The organism is Paenibacillus septentrionalis (assembly GCF_042659865.1).
GTDB classification, from domain to species: domain Bacteria; phylum Bacillota; class Bacilli; order Paenibacillales; family Paenibacillaceae; genus Pristimantibacillus; species Pristimantibacillus septentrionalis.
This window is the reverse complement of record NZ_JBHSTE010000002.1, coordinates 484,482-500,569: the sequence shown is the minus strand read 5'-3', so window position 1 is coordinate 500,569 and position 16,088 is coordinate 484,482. Positions and strand designations below refer to the sequence as shown.

Annotated in this window: 16 protein-coding genes; all 16 read left to right on the top strand. The window is 43.9% G+C overall.

Annotation, left to right across the window (positions count from 1 at the left end):
* The first annotated feature begins 9 nt into the window (after positions 1-9).
* Positions 10-2,262: an HD family phosphohydrolase gene (locus tag ACFP56_RS07380; protein WP_379232814.1), complete on the top strand. Its 2,253-nt coding sequence runs from the start codon at positions 10-12 to the stop codon at positions 2,260-2,262.
* Position 2,263: 1 nt separating this feature from the next.
* Positions 2,264-2,761: an rRNA maturation RNase YbeY gene (ybeY, locus tag ACFP56_RS07375; protein ID WP_379232812.1), complete on the top strand. Its 498-nt coding sequence runs from the start codon at positions 2,264-2,266 to the stop codon at positions 2,759-2,761.
* The gene (locus tag ACFP56_RS07370) at positions 2,761-3,108 is read left to right on the top strand and encodes a diacylglycerol kinase family protein (protein ID WP_379232809.1); all 348 of its coding nucleotides are present in this window, start codon (positions 2,761-2,763) and stop codon (positions 3,106-3,108) included. Before ybeY ends, ACFP56_RS07370 begins: the two co-directional genes overlap by 1 nt.
* Before the next feature lie 42 nt (positions 3,109-3,150).
* Complete coding sequence (cdd, locus tag ACFP56_RS07365; RefSeq protein WP_379232807.1) at positions 3,151-3,573, top strand: cytidine deaminase; 423 nt, start codon at positions 3,151-3,153, stop codon at positions 3,571-3,573.
* Positions 3,570-4,481, top strand: coding sequence for a GTPase Era (gene era, locus ACFP56_RS07360; protein ID WP_379232805.1), 912 nt, complete (start codon positions 3,570-3,572; stop codon positions 4,479-4,481). Before cdd ends, era begins: the two co-directional genes overlap by 4 nt.
* Positions 4,482-4,628: 147 nt before the next feature.
* A complete protein-coding gene (locus ACFP56_RS07355) occupies positions 4,629-4,787 on the top strand; it encodes a YqzL family protein (protein WP_379232803.1) in 159 nt (52 codons plus the stop codon).
* A 40-nt stretch (positions 4,788-4,827) separates the two neighbouring features.
* Positions 4,828-5,571, top strand: a complete 744-nt coding sequence (gene recO / locus ACFP56_RS07350; protein WP_379232801.1) for a DNA repair protein RecO — start codon at positions 4,828-4,830, stop codon at positions 5,569-5,571.
* Positions 5,572-5,876: 305 nt separating this feature from the next.
* Positions 5,877-6,758: a glycine--tRNA ligase subunit alpha gene (glyQ, locus tag ACFP56_RS07345; protein WP_379232798.1), complete on the top strand. Its 882-nt coding sequence runs from the start codon at positions 5,877-5,879 to the stop codon at positions 6,756-6,758.
* Complete coding sequence (glyS, locus tag ACFP56_RS07340) at positions 6,758-8,842, top strand: glycine--tRNA ligase subunit beta (RefSeq protein WP_379232796.1); 2,085 nt, start codon at positions 6,758-6,760, stop codon at positions 8,840-8,842. The genes glyQ and glyS overlap by 1 nt, the downstream gene beginning before the upstream one ends.
* 49 nt (positions 8,843-8,891) lie before the next feature.
* Entirely contained in the window at positions 8,892-9,704 is an 813-nt protein-coding gene (locus tag ACFP56_RS07335; protein ID WP_379232794.1) for a pyruvate, water dikinase regulatory protein, read from the top strand.
* 72 nt (positions 9,705-9,776) lie between these two features.
* Entirely contained in the window at positions 9,777-10,241 is a 465-nt protein-coding gene (locus ACFP56_RS07330) for a YaiI/YqxD family protein (RefSeq protein ID WP_379232792.1), read from the top strand.
* A gap of 39 nt (positions 10,242-10,280) precedes the next feature.
* Complete coding sequence (dnaG, locus tag ACFP56_RS07325; RefSeq protein WP_379232790.1) at positions 10,281-12,131, top strand: DNA primase; 1,851 nt, start codon at positions 10,281-10,283, stop codon at positions 12,129-12,131.
* 23 nt (positions 12,132-12,154) lie between these two features.
* Positions 12,155-13,285: an RNA polymerase sigma factor RpoD gene (gene rpoD / locus ACFP56_RS07320; RefSeq protein ID WP_379232788.1), complete on the top strand. Its 1,131-nt coding sequence runs from the start codon at positions 12,155-12,157 to the stop codon at positions 13,283-13,285.
* Between the two features lie 78 nt (positions 13,286-13,363).
* Positions 13,364-14,212, top strand: coding sequence for a hypothetical protein (locus ACFP56_RS07315; protein WP_379232786.1), 849 nt, complete (start codon positions 13,364-13,366; stop codon positions 14,210-14,212).
* Positions 14,212-14,985, top strand: coding sequence for a tRNA (adenine(22)-N(1))-methyltransferase (locus ACFP56_RS07310; RefSeq protein WP_379232784.1), 774 nt, complete (start codon positions 14,212-14,214; stop codon positions 14,983-14,985). Before ACFP56_RS07315 ends, ACFP56_RS07310 begins: the two co-directional genes overlap by 1 nt.
* Positions 14,961-16,079 carry a Nif3-like dinuclear metal center hexameric protein gene (locus ACFP56_RS07305; RefSeq protein ID WP_379232782.1) on the top strand — a complete coding sequence of 373 codons (1,119 nt, stop codon included), beginning with the start codon at positions 14,961-14,963 and terminating at the stop codon, positions 16,077-16,079. Before ACFP56_RS07310 ends, ACFP56_RS07305 begins: the two co-directional genes overlap by 25 nt.
* The last annotated feature ends 9 nt before the right edge of the window (positions 16,080-16,088 follow it).

Genomic DNA, 16,088 nt, shown 5'->3' with positions numbered 1-16,088 from the left:
TTGATAGCGATGACTACTAAGAATGACCTGCCTCAATTAAAATCAAGCCGCTTGAGGGCAGCCGCTGGCTGGAGACAAAGCACGGCTATGAAATGGGTGTTCATGGCGTTATTCGTCATTCTTTTCTACTTGAACCTTGCTCCGCATATCATCCCTGAAACTTATAATATTACTGAAAATACAATTAGTGATAAAGATATTAAGGCGCCGGCGCAGATTCGAGATGAGAAAGCAACAAAGGCTGCAGAGGAGCAGGCTGCTAATGCGATCGAGGACATTTATCCTACTATTGGACTGCAAAACCAGCAGCTTGTTGAATCGATCTTTTTGCGCATTGAAGGTCTGAATGCAGACGATCAGGTGACCCTGCAAAACAAAATTGATATTTACCGCACAGAAATACCTAGCAGCTACGACAAGCATATTGCTAATTTTGTTAAAACAAGCTTAGCCAATGAAACGTACAATGAGCTTCTGCTTGAGGAGATTTCCAAAGTAACTGCTGAACAGAAATACACTATCCCAGAGGAAACCTTCTACAAGCTCCCGAATTTGAAGCAGGAGGAGCTTGTAGAAATGCGTGTTGTGGCAAGAGATATTGTTCGCAAATTGACGCTTGAACCGCTGCGCGATGCAGAAACGGCACGCATGCAGGTAGCCGAGCTTGTAAATTCAAGCTCGATTTCAAACCGCACTGCGCGTGAAATTGTTTCTGAAATAGCGCGATTTGCCATATCGCCAAACAAGTTTTTTGATCGTACGGCTACTGATGAGGCACGCGAAGAGGCAAGACTTAATACTCAGCCAGTCGTTTATAAGGAAAATGAAGTGATTGTACGAAAAGGCGAGTTGATCACAGAAGATACATATAATTTGCTTGTTGAAGCTAATCTATTGCATAACACCGAGCATAGATGGGCAAAGCTTGGGGTTGTTCTCTTATCGCTGCTATTAGCTGCGTTTTTGTATATTTACTTCACACAATCGGCAGGCGCCCATTTACAAAATGTGAAGTACAACAACTCACAGCTGCTTATGTTATTGCTTATTACGCTATTAAATCTTGCAATTATGCAAATTGTTTCATTGATTCAAGGTGAAACTTCCAATATAGCAGGATATTTGGTGCCAGCAGCTCTTGGCGCTATGCTGATTACATTGTTAATCGATGAGCACTTGGCGCTAGCTACCACATTTATTTCAGGCATGAGCGGTGCTGTCATTCTTAACACAACTAGTGGACTGTTCGACTTTAGGTTCGGCTTTTATATAGTCGTAATTTCACTAGCTGCTATTTATTCCATTAAACATGCCTCTCAACGCTCTGCGATTTTGAAGGCAGGTATAATGGTAAGTATTTTGGGAGCAATTAGCGTACTGACCCTTTATCTGATGATGGAGCAGCTCGATCGCATGCCGCTTATTTATTCGGTTGGCCTAGCATTTGGTGGCGGTCTATTAACTTCCGTACTTGTAATAGGTGTTATGCCATTCTTTGAAGTATCGTTCGGCATATTGTCCGCGCTGAAGCTAGTAGAGTTATCGAGTCCGAATCATCCGTTGCTACGCAAGCTGCTTACGGAAACGCCAGGTACGTATCACCATAGCGTAATGGTTGGGAATTTGGCGGAAGCTGCAGCGGAGGCAATTGGTGCTAATGGACTGCTGTGCAGAGTAGGCGCGTTTTATCATGATATCGGTAAAACAAAACGGCCAAGTTATTTTATAGAAAATCAGAACAATATGGAAAATCCTCACGATACGATTGATCCGATGCTTAGCAAATCGATCATTGTAGCACATGCCAAAGATGGTGCCGATATGCTAAAAGCGTACAATATTCCGAAGCCGCTAAGAGATATTGCGGAGCAGCATCACGGTACAACATCGTTGAAGTTTTTCTACTACAAGGCGCTTAAGCAGGCAGAAGAAGCAGGTGTGGAGCCGGACTTTACAGAGGATGATTTCCGCTATCCTGGTCCTAAGGCTCAATCCAAAGAGGCAGCTGTAGTTGGTATAGCCGATTGTATTGAAGCTGCTGTACGAAGCCTGCGCAATCCTACGATTACTCAGGTCGAGGATATGATCCATAAAATCATCAAAAGCCGTGTCGATGACAACCAATACAATGAATGTGATTTAACGATGAAAGAATTGGATAAAATCGCGCAATCACTTAAAGAAAGCTTAATCGGCATTTTCCATTCTCGAATTGAATACCCAGAGGATGCAAAAGCAAAAGATAATGATAAGGAGTCTTAACATGAGTCTAGTACTAGATTGGAACAACAACCAAAGCAAATTTGACATCCCGGACAGCTGGATCAGCATGTTAAATCAGCTATTATCACTTGCAGCTGCGAACGAAGGACTTACGTCTGGCGAGGTTACGCTTACCTTTACAGACAATGAAGAGATTCATGAACTGAATAAAACCTATCGCGGCATTGATCGCCCGACAGATGTTTTGTCATTTGCAATGAATGATGATGGTGTGGACGAGCTGGACATTATATTCGAGGTAGAGAGCGAAGATGAGGTTGATCCGATATCGGGCATGCTGGGTGATATTATTATTTCAGTTGAGCGTGCTGAAGAGCAGCGCGTTGAATATGGACACAGCTTGGAGCGGGAAATTGGATTTCTATTCGTTCATGGTTTTCTGCATTTGCTCGGTTATGATCATCAGGATGAACAATCTGAGGTTGTTATGACAGCAAAGCAAGAGGCTGTTCTGCAGCAGGTAGGGTTAACGCGCTAATGAGGAAGCTGCTTAGAAGCTTTGGTTATGCGTTTGAAGGCATTTGTCAGGGCATAAGCACACAACGAAATATGAAAATTCATGTAGCGGTGGCACTATTAGTAATTGTACTAGGTGCCATCGTTTCGCTTAGTTGGCTGGAATGGACGATTATCATAATTGTTATCTGTTCCGTCATTAGCTTGGAACTGCTTAATACAGCCATAGAAGCAGCGATAGATTTGCATGGCTCTGAATGGCATCCACTAGCTAAATTAGCTAAAGATACAGCTGCAGGGGCAGTACTGGTCATGTCAATTGGAGCTGCGATTATTGGGTTGATAATTTTTTGGCCGAAGCTGTTCTAGCGATCATAGCTAACAGATTGATGACAGGAGTGAAATCTAACTATGAATGAAAACGAGCTTTCCTTGCTGAAGGAAGCGGAGATGGCAATGGAGCAAGCTTATGTGCCTTACTCTCATTTTCGCGTCGGTGCAGCATTGCTGCATGAATCAGGTACAATATATCGTGGCTGCAATATCGAAAATGCAGCTTACGGACCTACGAATTGTGCTGAACGGACTGCATTGTTCAGCGCGATTGCTCAGGGAGCAAAGCCTGGAAGCTTTTCCGCAATAGCAGTTATTGGTCATACAACCGAGCCAATAACCCCATGCGGCGTTTGCAGACAGGTGTTGGTCGAGTTATGCCCACCAGATATGAAGGTCATTATGGGAAATACAAAAGGAAAGTATGCAGTGATGACGGTTGCCGAGCTATTACCAGGAGCATTTACCCCAACATCACTCGCAAAGGAGGAACAAGAATGAATCAACCAGAAAGCAGCAGCAAGTTCCGTTCTGGATTTGTTGCGATTATTGGACGTCCTAATGTAGGGAAGTCTACATTAATGAATCATTTAATTGGTCAGAAAATCGCGATTATGTCGGACAAGCCGCAAACGACACGTAATAAAATTCACGGTGTGTACACTGGCGACAATATGCAGATTGTATTTCTTGATACGCCTGGCATTCATAAGCCGAACTCCAAGCTCGGCAATTACATGATGAAATCTGCGGAAAGTGCACTGAAAGAAGTTGAAGCGGTATTGTTTTTAATTGATGCTTCTGAGGATCTTGGAGGCGGAGACCGCTATATTATTGAGCAGCTTGGCAAAGTGAAAACACCTGTCTTTCTTGTTGTCAATAAAATCGATAAAATCGATCCTGAAGCATTGCTTAACAAAATTATTGAATACAAGGATTTATACCCGTTTACTGAAATCGTGCCAATTTCCGCTATGAAGGGGAATAATGTTTCGACGCTGCTGGAGCAAATAGGCAAGTATTTGCCAGAAGGGCCGCAATATTATCCGGCAGATCAAGTAACGGATCATCCTGAGCAATTTGTGTGCGCAGAGATGATTCGTGAGAAAATCCTGCATCTAACTCGAGAAGAAATTCCACACTCTATCGCTGTACAGATCGAGGACATGCGTGTACAAGATAATGGTGTTGTATACATTGGAGCAGTCATATTTGTTGAACGAGACTCCCAGAAGGGAATTATTATCGGAAAACGTGGTGCGCTGCTAAAAGAGGTAGGGAAGACGGCGCGCATTGACATTGAAAATTTGCTTGGCTCGAAGGTTTTTATGGAGCTTTGGGTTAAGGTGAAAAAAGATTGGCGCAATCAAGATCGAGTCTTGAACGATCTTGGTTTCAAAAACGAATAATTGCTTTGACAGTATCGTACATTCAGAGCTTTCTGAAGAAGTCAAGTAAAACCGAAACAGTAATTTTTGCTACGGATAGATTTTATCGTAGTGTTCATCCTATAACCATCTGGAGCAGCATTTCCGAGGCGGAAAGGATGGATACGAATGAAGGATTTTTCGTGGAAATATTTTGCGTTAACCGGGGATGTCGAGTCTTATTTGCTCTACAAGGAAGTAGAGCGGAATAGAGATTCGATCGATACCGAAGCTATAGGTATGGGTGATGATGAAGAAGAGCTACCGATCGAAGGTATCGAGTTATAGCTGATTGCTTCCTTCATCATGATCCGCTGGAGGATTAAACATGCTGTATCGCGTTGAAGGTATCGTCGTTCGAACTGTTGATTATGGTGAAAATCATAAAATTGTAACATTAATTACGAATAATAGCGGAAAAGTGGGAGTTCTTGTACGTGGTGCGCGAAAGGTAAGGAGCAAGCACGCCTCGCTTGCTCAGCCTTTTACATACGGTGAGTACAACTTCATAAAAAACACTGGACTAGGCACGCTGCAGCATGGTGAGTTAATCGCTTCCAACCATTTGCTGCGGGCAGACCTTGATATTACGGCACATGCTTCCTATGTCGCTGAGCTAATGGACCGCGGCATTCAAGATGAAGAGGTGGGACTATTGCATTTTGAACAGTTGAAAGCATGCTTTAGCGGAATGGCCGAGGGCAAGGATGTTGTCGTTCTAACCTCGATTTTTGAGATGAGGGTGCTTATCATGAGCGGCTATAGTCCAATTGTTGAAGAATGTATACATTGTGGCAATCATGTTGGCCCATTTAAATTGTCAGGCTACGCAGGAGGGATTCTGTGCTCCAGATGCTCAGCACAAGATGCTTCATTAACGCCGATAAGCGATACAGCTTTAAAGCTGCTTCGCTTATTCAAGCGTCTTGACCTGCGACAAGTAGGCAATATTAATCTTTCCAACGATGTGAAAAAAGAAATTTCACTGCTTATTCGACAATTAGTAGATGGGCAGCTCGGGATAAAGTTCAAGACGAGAAATTTTCTAGATAATTTAGGGAATTTAGTTTGACAATTGTTCAATACTTGAATAGAATATGAGAATATAAATATGAAGCGATGAAAGAGAAGTGCGCGTGGTTCAGCCTATGAGCGAGTTGGGGATGGTGAAAGCCTGACGGTGTTGGACATGCAGCATGGCGCTCTGGAGCTGAAACGAGTGAAAGAGGATTATTCGATCAAGAGTAATCAAGTAGGGTGGAACCGCGGGAATAGCTCTCGTCCCTACGTCTGCGAGCAGGCGTAGCGGCGAGAGCTTTTTAGTATGCCGAAGCAGCATCAGCCTGTTCATAATAAATTGATAGGAGTTGTGTTGAAATGAATTTTCAAGGCATGATTTTAACGCTTCAGCAGTTTTGGGCTGAGCAAAATTGTATTCTCGTGCAGCCATATGATGTAGAAAAAGGCGCAGGTACGATGAATCCAATGACATTTTTACGTTCTATCGGTCCTGAACCATGGAATGTAGCCTATGTTGAGCCGTCTCGTCGTCCTGCAGATGGACGATATGGCGAGAATCCAAACCGTCTATATCAGCATCATCAATTTCAAGTTATTCTTAAGCCTTCTCCAGACAATATTCAGGAGCTGTATCTTGAAAGTCTGAAGCGTCTTGGGATAGATGCCAAGGATCATGATATCCGCTTTGTAGAGGATAACTGGGAATCACCAACACTTGGTGCTTGGGGCCTAGGATGGGAAGTTTGGCTCGATGGTATGGAGATTACACAGTTTACGTATTTCCAGCAGGTAGGCGGAATTGATATGAATCCGATTGCGGTAGAAATTACGTATGGTATGGAGCGATTGGCTTCCTACATTCAACAAAAGGAAAATGTGTACGATCTGGAGTGGGTAGATGGTGTCACGTACGGTGATGTGTTCCACCAGCCAGAATTTGAACACTCAAAATATACGTTCGAAACATCAGATACTGCGATGCTGTTCTCTCTCTTCAATATGTACGAGGAAGAAGCGAAGAAAACGATGGAGCAAAGTCTTGTATTCCCGGCGTATGATTATGTGCTGAAATGCTCTCATACGTTCAATTTGCTTGATGCGCGTGGGGCAATCAGCGTAACGGAACGCACAGGCTACATTAGTCGTGTACGTAATCTGGCTCGCTCCGTAGCTACTACTTACCTGGAGGAACGCGAGCGCTTAGGCTTCCCTCTATTGAAGAAAGGAGAGAACGAATAATGGCTAAAGACCTATTGCTAGAAATCGGCTTAGAAGAGGTTCCTGCACGTTTTGTTCGCGATGCAATGAATCAGCTTCAGCTTAAATTTGAAAAGTGGCTGCAGGAGCATCGTATCGCGTATGATGCTATTCAAGCTTTTGCAACACCGCGTCGTTTAGCTTTGCTTGTTACAGCTGTGGCAGAAAAGCAGACTGATATTGAAGAAGAAGCAAAGGGACCATCCCGTAAAATTGCTCAAGACGAGAACGGAAACTGGAGCAAAGCGGCACTAGGCTTTGCACGCAGTCAGGGTGTTGAGCCAGAGGCTTTGTATTTTCAAGAATTGTCCGGCGTAGAGTACGTATACGCAAAAAAAAGCAGCATTGGTGTTGAGACCGCCTCTTTATTGCCGCAGGGGTTTGTTGATGTTATTACATCCATGTCCTTCCCGAAAAATATGCGTTGGGGCAGCTATGATATGCGCTTTGTCCGTCCAATCCGTTGGCTGGTTGGGTTGTATGACAGTGACATCGTTTCGTTCGAACTAGCTGGTGTTGCTGCTGGACGCACCTCTCGCGGTCACCGATTCTTAGGTGAGGAAGCTGTCATTGATCAAGCAGCGCAATACGTAGAAAAGCTTCGTGAGCAGCATGTGCTGGTAGATGTGAATGAGCGCCAGGCGCTTATTGTACAGCAGATCGAGGCACTTGCTTCTGAAAAGGGCTGGGAAATTGCAATTAAGGATGACTTGCTGGAGGAAGTACTGTTCCTAGTAGAATATCCAAGCACATTGTTCGGTACGTTTGAGGAATCGTTCCTGAATATCCCGCAGGAAGTACTGATAACGTCAATGCGTGAGCATCAGCGTTACTTCCCTGTATTGGATCAGGAAGGAAAGCTGTTGCCATATTTCGTTACCGTTCGCAATGGTGATCAACGATCACTTGATGTTGTAGCAAAAGGGAATGAAAAAGTACTTCGTGCACGCTTGTCCGATGCGAAGTTTTTCTACGAGGAAGACCATAAGCTGTCAATTGAGGCTGCGCTTGCGAAACTTGAGAACATTGTCTATCATGAGGAGCTTGGTTCTGTTGGTGACAAGGTACGTCGTGTAACACGTACAGCTGCTCTAATTGCTAATAAGCTAAGTACTGCTTCAGATACAAAAGCGAAGGTTGAACGTGCTGCAGCTATTTGCAAATTCGATCTTGTATCGCAAATGGTATACGAGTTCCCAGAGCTTCAAGGGATTATGGGCGAAGACTATGCAACACGTCTTGGTGAGGATGCTGAAGTAGCAAAGGCGATTAATGAGCACTATCAGCCACGCTTCTCAGGCGATGCGGTACCGTCACAACTCGTTGGAGCGATTGTGTCTCTAGCAGACAAAATCGATACAATTGTTGGCTGCTTCTCGATCGGTATCGTACCAACAGGCTCACAGGATCCGTATGCACTGCGCCGACAAGCAGCTGGTATCGTGCAAATTTTGCTTGCCCATGATCTGCAGATGTCGTTAACTGAGCTGTTTGAGCTGAGCTTGTCTGTACATGTTGATCGCGGCACTAAACGCACTGCTGAAGAAATCGCCAAGGACTTGAACGATTTCTTTGCACTTCGTGTGAAAAACTGGTTGTCTGAGCAAGGTGCAAAATATGATGTGATCGATGCAGTGATGGAAGCGGGCTTTAGCGATCTTCTTCTAACAAAGAAGCGTGCAGAGCTGCTTGCTGTTCAGCTTGAAGAGCAAAACAAAGCAAGCTTCAAGAGCAATGTTGAAGCCTTTAACCGCGTCTGCAATCTGGCATCCAAAGCAGAAAGCAAGGACGTAAATCCAGCATTGTTCCAGGAGTCAACGGAAAGCGAGCTGTATCAAGCATGGCAAGCTGTTCATCCAGCTTTTCATTCAGCGATGGCGGACCGAGACATAGCGCAAGCTTACGAGCAGTTGGCGAGCTTGAGAGATCGTATCGTTGCTTACTTTGATTCGGTTATGGTTATGGCAGAGGATGAAGCGACTAAGCGTAACCGACTAGCTACGCTGGCAGTAATTGCGGAGGATATTCAAGCAATTGCCGATCTGTCCAAAATTGTTTGGGCATAGTTAAAGCTGCTAGATAAGAATATATGCAAAGTAGAGAAGGGAGTACAATATGACTAAAGACTCGGACGTTATCGTATATGTAGTTTCGGATGCTGCAGGAGATACAGGTGAATATGTTGTTCGTGCCGCTATTGCACAATTTCATCCGATTCATCCAGATATTCGCAGAGCGCCATTCGTTACGAACAAAACGGTGCTGGAGGACGTGACCGCTAAAGCGAAACGGCTTGATGCTATTGTGATGTACACATTGGTAAAGCCTGAGCTGCGAGAGTATATGCGGCAGCTGGCAGAACAGTACGAGGTTCAGGCGATTGATCTATTGGGCTCCCTTATCGAAATGCTGGAACATAGAACAGGAAGAAAGTCACGTCAGGAACCTGGGTTAAACCATGTTCTTGATGCGGATTACTTTAAAAAGGTCGAAGCGGTAGAATTTGCTGTTCGTTATGATGATGCACGCGATACCTCTGGTGTTAAAAAAGCAGATATCGTGCTTGTGGGCGTATCTCGCACATCTAAAACGCCACTGTCGATGTACTTAGCGCATCAAAAATATAAAGTAGCAAATGTCCCGCTAGTGCCGGAGATAAAGCCTCCAGTTGAGTTATTTCAAGTACCGAAAGCAAAAATTATCGGTTTAACGATTGATTTGAACTACTTGAATGTGATACGTAAAGAGCGACTGAAGGCTTTAGGGCTGCCAGACACAGCTTCCTATGCATCAACAGATCGAATCGAATACGAATTGAATTATGCCAAATCCATTATGGATAAGCTGCAATGCACCGTAATTGATGTGTCACACCGTGCAGTGGAAGAAACAGCGAGCCTCATTATGGAGAAAGTGAAGAAAGAGTAATAATAAAAGGATTTTTTACACATATAGCGTATATAATACTTAGTACCTAATAACAAGTCTGCTAAGGAAGAGGTGGCCGCAGTGAAGATTATCGTGGATGGCGACGCATGTCCGGTTAAAAACGAAATCATTACAATTGCGCGAATGTATGCTGTTCCAGTATGCATGGTTGCTTCTTTCGATCATCGTTTGCCTCAAATCGAGGATGTTGAAATGGTTCAGGTTGACCGAAGCAGTCAGTCTGCCGATATGTTTATTGCCAACAAGGTAAAAGCAGGCGACCTTGTTATTACACAAGATTTTGGGCTAGCTTGCTTAGCTATTGCGAAGCATGCCCTTACCCTGTCGTTTCGCGGCGAAGCTTATACGAATGACAACATAGATCACTTACTTGAACGTCGTGCTGAATCAGCTAAAAGGCGGCGACAAGGATTGAGAACAAAGGGCCCTAGAGCATTAACCGACGAGGATCGCAAAAAATTTCAACAAAACCTGACAAAACTTTTACTTGAAAAGCAGGAGAAACATGAAGTTTAGCGAATATTATTAAAGGCAACAAATTGAAGGTGATATGCTATGGCTGGAGATTTAATACCAGATGAAGTAATAGATGCAGTCAGAAATCACCATGACATCGTAGAGGTAGTCGGTAAATATGTCCATCTGACTAAGCATGGAAAATATATGAAGGGGTTATGCCCTTTTCATTCTGAAAAGACTCCTTCATTCACCGTTACGCCAGAGTTGCAAATTTATCATTGCTATGGCTGTGGCAAGGGCGGTAATGTTATTCGATTCGTCGAAGAAATGGAGGGATATACATTTCCGGAAGCAATTAAAATGCTTGCGGAGGATGCTGGAATTCCAGTCACCTGGACTTCCAACACTGGTGGTCACTCTCAAGAACAGGACAATGTTCGCAATAAAATCATAGAAGCACATGAACTCGCAGCTAAGTTCTATCATCATATATTGAACAATACGGTGCAGGGTGAAGAAGCAAAGCGCTATTTGATTGAGCGAGGATTGACGGATAAGCTGATTGATCAATTTATGATTGGTTATGCGCCTGTTAATTGGGATGTTCTAACTCGGTTCTTAATGAATCGGGGTTTTGACCCTAAGCTGTTGGAGAAGGGTGGCTTAATTTCTGTCAAAAATGATGGTGAGGGCTATTATGACCGTTTTCGAAATCGAATTATGTTTTTACTCCGAGATCGGAACGGCAAGCCTGTAGCCTTTGCAGGCAGAATAATCGGCGAAGGCCAACCCAAATACTTAAATTCGCCTGAGACGATGCTGTTTACTAAAAGTCGCATGCTATACAATATGGATCTCGCAAGATCTGCCATAAAAAAGGTAAAGCAAATTGTGCTTTTCGAGGGCTATATGGATGTCATTAAGGCATGGTCAGCAGAGGTGCATAATGGGGTAGCGACGATGGGAACGGCATTGACCGAGGAGCATTGCCTGCTGCTTAAGCGACATTGTGATGAAGCGATTATTTGCTACGATGGTGATAGCGCAGGTCAAGCCGCAGCTTACAAATCGATTCCTATGCTAGAGCATGTTGGAATAAAGGTGCTTGTTGCACTTCTTCCGAAAGGTATGGACCCTGATGAATATATTAAGACATATGGCGGCGATGCGTTTCGACACGGAGTGATCGAACAGGCCGTATCTGTTACAAAATTCAAGCTTATATATTTGCGGAAAAACCATATACTTTCAAGAGAAGAGGGCCGGAATCAATACATCGTTGAGGCGGTTAAAATTATTGCTGAATTGGATTCATCAACAGAGAGAGAAATCCAGCTCAAGGAATTGTCCAAGGAATTTGATATTTCTTTGGATGCATTGAAGCAGGATTGCCATGAATTTCGGATTCAGCAGCAAAATTTCAAGCAGCAAAGGGATAATAACCAATTTTCGTGGAATAATGGTAGGAATGAAAAAAGGAAAAGCGAAAGAAATTCAAGAAGCTCAACTGTGTTGCCTGCCTATGTAAATGCTGAGCGACGTCTTCTGCATGTCATGATGAGAAACAGAGATGTAGCTTTGGCTGTTCATGATAAATTAGGTGATGCCTTTAATATTGCCAATCATATCGCAATTGCAGCATATTTGTATGCTTACTATGCATCGGGGTATGAAGCTGATGCCGCTCGCTTCGTTGCTACGTTGGAAGACGAGGAGCTGGAGCGTACAGCTACGGAGCTGCTTATGATGGATGGAGGCTTTCCCTTTGATGAGGACATAATGGATGCTTGGATACAAGATATTGTTAAGGTCCCAAAACTGCAGGAAATTGAGAGAAAAAAGGAAGAAGCAGTACGTGCTGAACGTGCTGGAGATCCGATAATGGCAGCGCGTTTGCTGCAAGAGATTAATTCCCTAGAGAGAGAACTGAAGAATTATCTTCAATGATCTAGGGAGGAGGGAGTCGCAAAATGGCGAATGATCAGCATACTGAATTGGATACTGAGCAAAAGTTGGATCTTGCGAAGGATCAATTGATTGAGCTAGGGAAGAAAAGGTCTTCTCTTACGTATAAAGAAATAATGGAGAAGCTGTCCCCTTTTGATCAGGATCCTGAACAAATCGATGAGTTTTTCGAGCAGCTCGATGATCTTGGCATTGAGGTATTGAACGAAACTGACGATGATAATCCACTTTCGCCTACAGGAGATGATCAGGAGCGAGACGGGGATGACTTTAATTTTGATGATGACTTGGCTTTGCCGCCCGGCATTAAAATTAATGATCCTGTTCGTATGTACTTAAAAGAGATTGGACGTGTTCCACTTCTTTCATCTGAGGATGAAATCGAACTGGCGATCCGTATTGAAAATGGCGATGAAGAAGCGAAAAAACGTCTTGCCGAAGCAAACCTTCGTCTAGTTGTCAGCATTGCAAAACGTTATGTTGGACGCGGCATGCTATTCCTTGACTTGATTCAAGAGGGCAATATGGGCTTGCTGAAGGCTGTTGAAAAATTCGATTACCAAAAAGGATTTAAGTTTAGTACGTATGCAACTTGGTGGATTCGTCAAGCCATTACGCGTGCGATTGCAGACCAGGCACGTACAATTCGTATTCCGGTTCATATGGTCGAGACGATTAACAAGCTGATTCGTGTTTCTCGTCAATTGCTGCAAGAGCTTGGACGCGAACCAACGCCAGAGGAAATTGCTGCAGAGATGGAGCTAAGCACAGAAAAAGTTCGCGAGATCATGAAGATTGCGCAAGAGCCTGTGTCTCTTGAAACACCGATCGGTGAAGAGGATGACTCTCATCTTGGCGATTTTATCGAGGATCAGGAAGCTCTTGCTCCTGCTGATGCCGCTGCTTATGAATTGTTGAAGGAGCAGCTTGAGGATGTGCTGGATACGCTGACTGAACGTGAAGAAAATGTGCTTCGCTTGCGATTTGGTCTTGATGACGGCCGCACTCGCACGTTGGAGGAAGTAGGCAAGGTGTTTGGCGTAACACGTGAGCGTATTCGTCAGATTGAAGCAAAAGCACTGAGAAAGCTTCGTCACCCAAGCAGAAGTAAACGTCTTAAAGATTTCCTTGAATAATTAGTACGATTTGGATGACCTTTCTGCCTTGCAGTAAGGTCATTTTTATCAAGAGCTAAATAAGAAAGGAAGCTGTCTATGAAAGCAGAACGTAGAACAATTATTGTTCGCGAAATCGAGCACTGGCGAAGATCGAAGCTGCTGCCTGATCATTATTGTGATTTTCTGTTAAATTTGTATGCGGACCCTGTACTCGCACCGAAATCTGCAGAACCTGACAATCAGCCGCAGCATCTTGTCGGCAAGGCAATGATGGCTGTATCCCGAGCGACAGGAAAACAATGGTTCCTAACAATTGGAATATTAACCTTAATTTCGTTTGTTGTGCTTTATTTTAGCGTTTTTCATCCTGTAATGCAAATCGGTACACTACTGTTAGGTACCATCATTTTATTGCGATTCGGTGAAAAAATGCGCTCCAGCTATGCTCCTATAGGCTTTTTAAGCATTTTTCTAGGGCATTTATTGCTATTATCTGGCGGTTTATATTTAATCATTCAGCATGAGCTTACAGCCTGGTATTGGAATTTCTTTTTAATCACGGCATGCTCTCTATTCTGGGTAATATATGGAATTAAGCGTAAACTAAGTTTATTGCATCTATGCGGCTGGCTTGCATTTCTAATGGCATATGCGATGCTGTTGCATGAGCTGACAACAGGTCAGCAATGGTATGAAATTCAGCTTTATTGGCTTCCTTTATCTGTTTTATTTTTTTGGATTAGCTGGTTTATTCATAAGTGGTTCAAGCCTGTTTCTGCAATTTTATTTGTTATCGGTATTATTACATGGTTTATGCCAGAGCTTTTTCAAAATATGTTCATCGAAGAAGTGGTATATTTACAGCTACAGCTAATAGCCAAGGTAGCAATTGGCGGCGGCTTATTATTTGGATTGAAAAAACAATGGATGGTGTGGGTAATTTAATGATTCAGCTTTCAAAACGATTGCAAACGGTAGCAGATTACATAACGACAGGGAATCGGGTTGCTGACATTGGTTCTGATCATGCGCAGCTTCCTGTGTACCTGATTCAAAGCGGAAAATCAGCATTCGCTGTTGCAGGAGAAGTAAATGAAGGACCTTGGCAAGCAGCATGCAAGCAAATTGAGAATGCCAATCTAACGAGGCAAATATCAGCTAGAAAAGGCAATGGACTTGAGGTCGTTCAACCTAATGAAGTAGATACGGTAACGATTTGCGGAATGGGTGGAGCTTTGATCTCAACGATACTGGGGCAAGGCGATCAGCAGGGGAAATTAGAAGGCGTGAAGGAGCTCATTCTTCAGCCTAATATCGGTGAGGATGCGGTACGTGTATGGCTTCGTGAACATGATTGGGTACTGCAGGATGAAGCAATTGTAGAAGAGGAGGGAAAAATTTATGAGGTGCTTTATGCGAAGAAGGAGCAACGAGCTGATGAACTTAATCAGAAGCTTTATACTGGCAGCGAGTTAGGACTGCCATATCCTGCACCCGTAACCAACGCGATACTTATGCGCATGGGCCCTTATTTGCTGCAAAAGAAAGGACCTGTGCTTCTAAAAAAATGGGAAGCGGAAATGGAGAAGCTTGACCATATTATCGCATCCCTGTCCCAGTCACAGCTTGATAGCGCCAAAGCAAAGCTTGCAGCTGTTAAGCAGGATCAAACGTTGATTAAGGAGGTACTGAGATGGCTATACACGGACAAACCTTAATTCAATATATGGAGCAATTCGCACCCAAGCATTATGCGGTTGAGCATGATCGTATTGGCTTACAGCTCGGAACGCTTAATAAGAAGATTGATCGTGTCCTCGTGACACTCGATGTGACTCTAGAGGTTGTACAAGAAGCAATAGAGAAAAGTATTGATCTGATCATTGCTCATCATGCTATCATTTTCAGACCGATTGGCAGTATTGATGTTTCAACTCCTGCAGGCAAGCTGTATGAGCTATTAATTAAGCATGATATTGCGGTATATATTTCACATACGAATTTGGATGTCGCGATTGGCGGTGTCAACGACTTGTTAGCTGATCTTGCAGGCATGGAGCAGGACAGAAAACCGCTCGATACCGTATACGTGGATCAGCTTAGCAAGCTCGTTGTTTACGTACCAGAGTCTGCATTAACTGCGGTAGAGCAGGCGGCATGGCGTGCAGGGGCTGGTCATATCGGCAATTACAGCCATTGCAGCTTCCAGTCCTCCGGCACAGGTACGTTCATGGCGGAGGCTGGTGCAACTCCTTTTGTAGGAGAGCTTAACAGCTTGCATCGAGAGCCGGAGATTCGCTTTGAATGCATCGTCCCTGCCAGCTTGCAGCGCAAGGTCGTTAGCAGCATAGTAAAGGCACATCCATATGAAGAGGTTGCTTATGATCTCATACCGTTGCAACAGCAGGGCGTCCATTACGGCCTAGGACGTGTAGGGCGCTTGCTAGAGCCGACAACATTGGGTCAGCTTGCCCAGCAGCTAAAACATGCTTACAACGTCCCTGCGCTGCGAGTAGTTGGAGATATGCAGAAACCGATTAAAAAAATAGCAGTGCTTGGCGGCATGGGAGCAAAATATGTGAAATCAGCCAAATTTGCAGGTGCAGATGTGCTTATAACTGGAGATATAGATTTTCATACAGCACAGGATGCATTAGCTGATGGCATGTGTATTATCGATCCTGGACACCACATTGAAAAAGTAATGATAGAAGGTGTAAAGGACTGGCTTACTGATAAATGCAAGGCTGAGAAGGCAAGTGTAGAAATTATCGGTTCCGAGGTTCATACGGAGCCATTTACATTTCTGTAATGCAGGTTG

Bases quoted from the DNA above. Each gene is read 5' to 3' on its own strand.
- ACFP56_RS07380 (WP_379232814.1), top strand. From the start codon at position 10: ATGACTACTAAGAATGACCTGCCTCAATTAAAATCAAGCCGCTTGAGG.
- ybeY (WP_379232812.1), top strand. From the start codon at position 2,264: ATGAGTCTAGTACTAGATTGGAACAACAACCAAAGCAAATTTGACATC.
- ACFP56_RS07370 (WP_379232809.1), top strand. From the start codon at position 2,761: ATGAGGAAGCTGCTTAGAAGCTTTGGTTATGCGTTTGAAGGCATTTGT.
- cdd (WP_379232807.1), top strand. From the start codon at position 3,151: ATGAATGAAAACGAGCTTTCCTTGCTGAAGGAAGCGGAGATGGCAATG.
- era (WP_379232805.1), top strand. From the start codon at position 3,570: ATGAATCAACCAGAAAGCAGCAGCAAGTTCCGTTCTGGATTTGTTGCG.
- ACFP56_RS07355 (WP_379232803.1), top strand. From the start codon at position 4,629: ATGAAGGATTTTTCGTGGAAATATTTTGCGTTAACCGGGGATGTCGAG.
- recO (WP_379232801.1), top strand. From the start codon at position 4,828: ATGCTGTATCGCGTTGAAGGTATCGTCGTTCGAACTGTTGATTATGGT.
- glyQ (WP_379232798.1), top strand. From the start codon at position 5,877: ATGAATTTTCAAGGCATGATTTTAACGCTTCAGCAGTTTTGGGCTGAG.
- glyS (WP_379232796.1), top strand. From the start codon at position 6,758: ATGGCTAAAGACCTATTGCTAGAAATCGGCTTAGAAGAGGTTCCTGCA.
- ACFP56_RS07335 (WP_379232794.1), top strand. From the start codon at position 8,892: ATGACTAAAGACTCGGACGTTATCGTATATGTAGTTTCGGATGCTGCA.
- dnaG (WP_379232790.1), top strand. From the start codon at position 10,281: ATGGCTGGAGATTTAATACCAGATGAAGTAATAGATGCAGTCAGAAAT.
- rpoD (WP_379232788.1), top strand. From the start codon at position 12,155: ATGGCGAATGATCAGCATACTGAATTGGATACTGAGCAAAAGTTGGAT.
- ACFP56_RS07315 (WP_379232786.1), top strand. From the start codon at position 13,364: ATGAAAGCAGAACGTAGAACAATTATTGTTCGCGAAATCGAGCACTGG.
- ACFP56_RS07310 (WP_379232784.1), top strand. From the start codon at position 14,212: ATGATTCAGCTTTCAAAACGATTGCAAACGGTAGCAGATTACATAACG.
- ACFP56_RS07305 (WP_379232782.1), top strand. From the start codon at position 14,961: ATGGCTATACACGGACAAACCTTAATTCAATATATGGAGCAATTCGCA.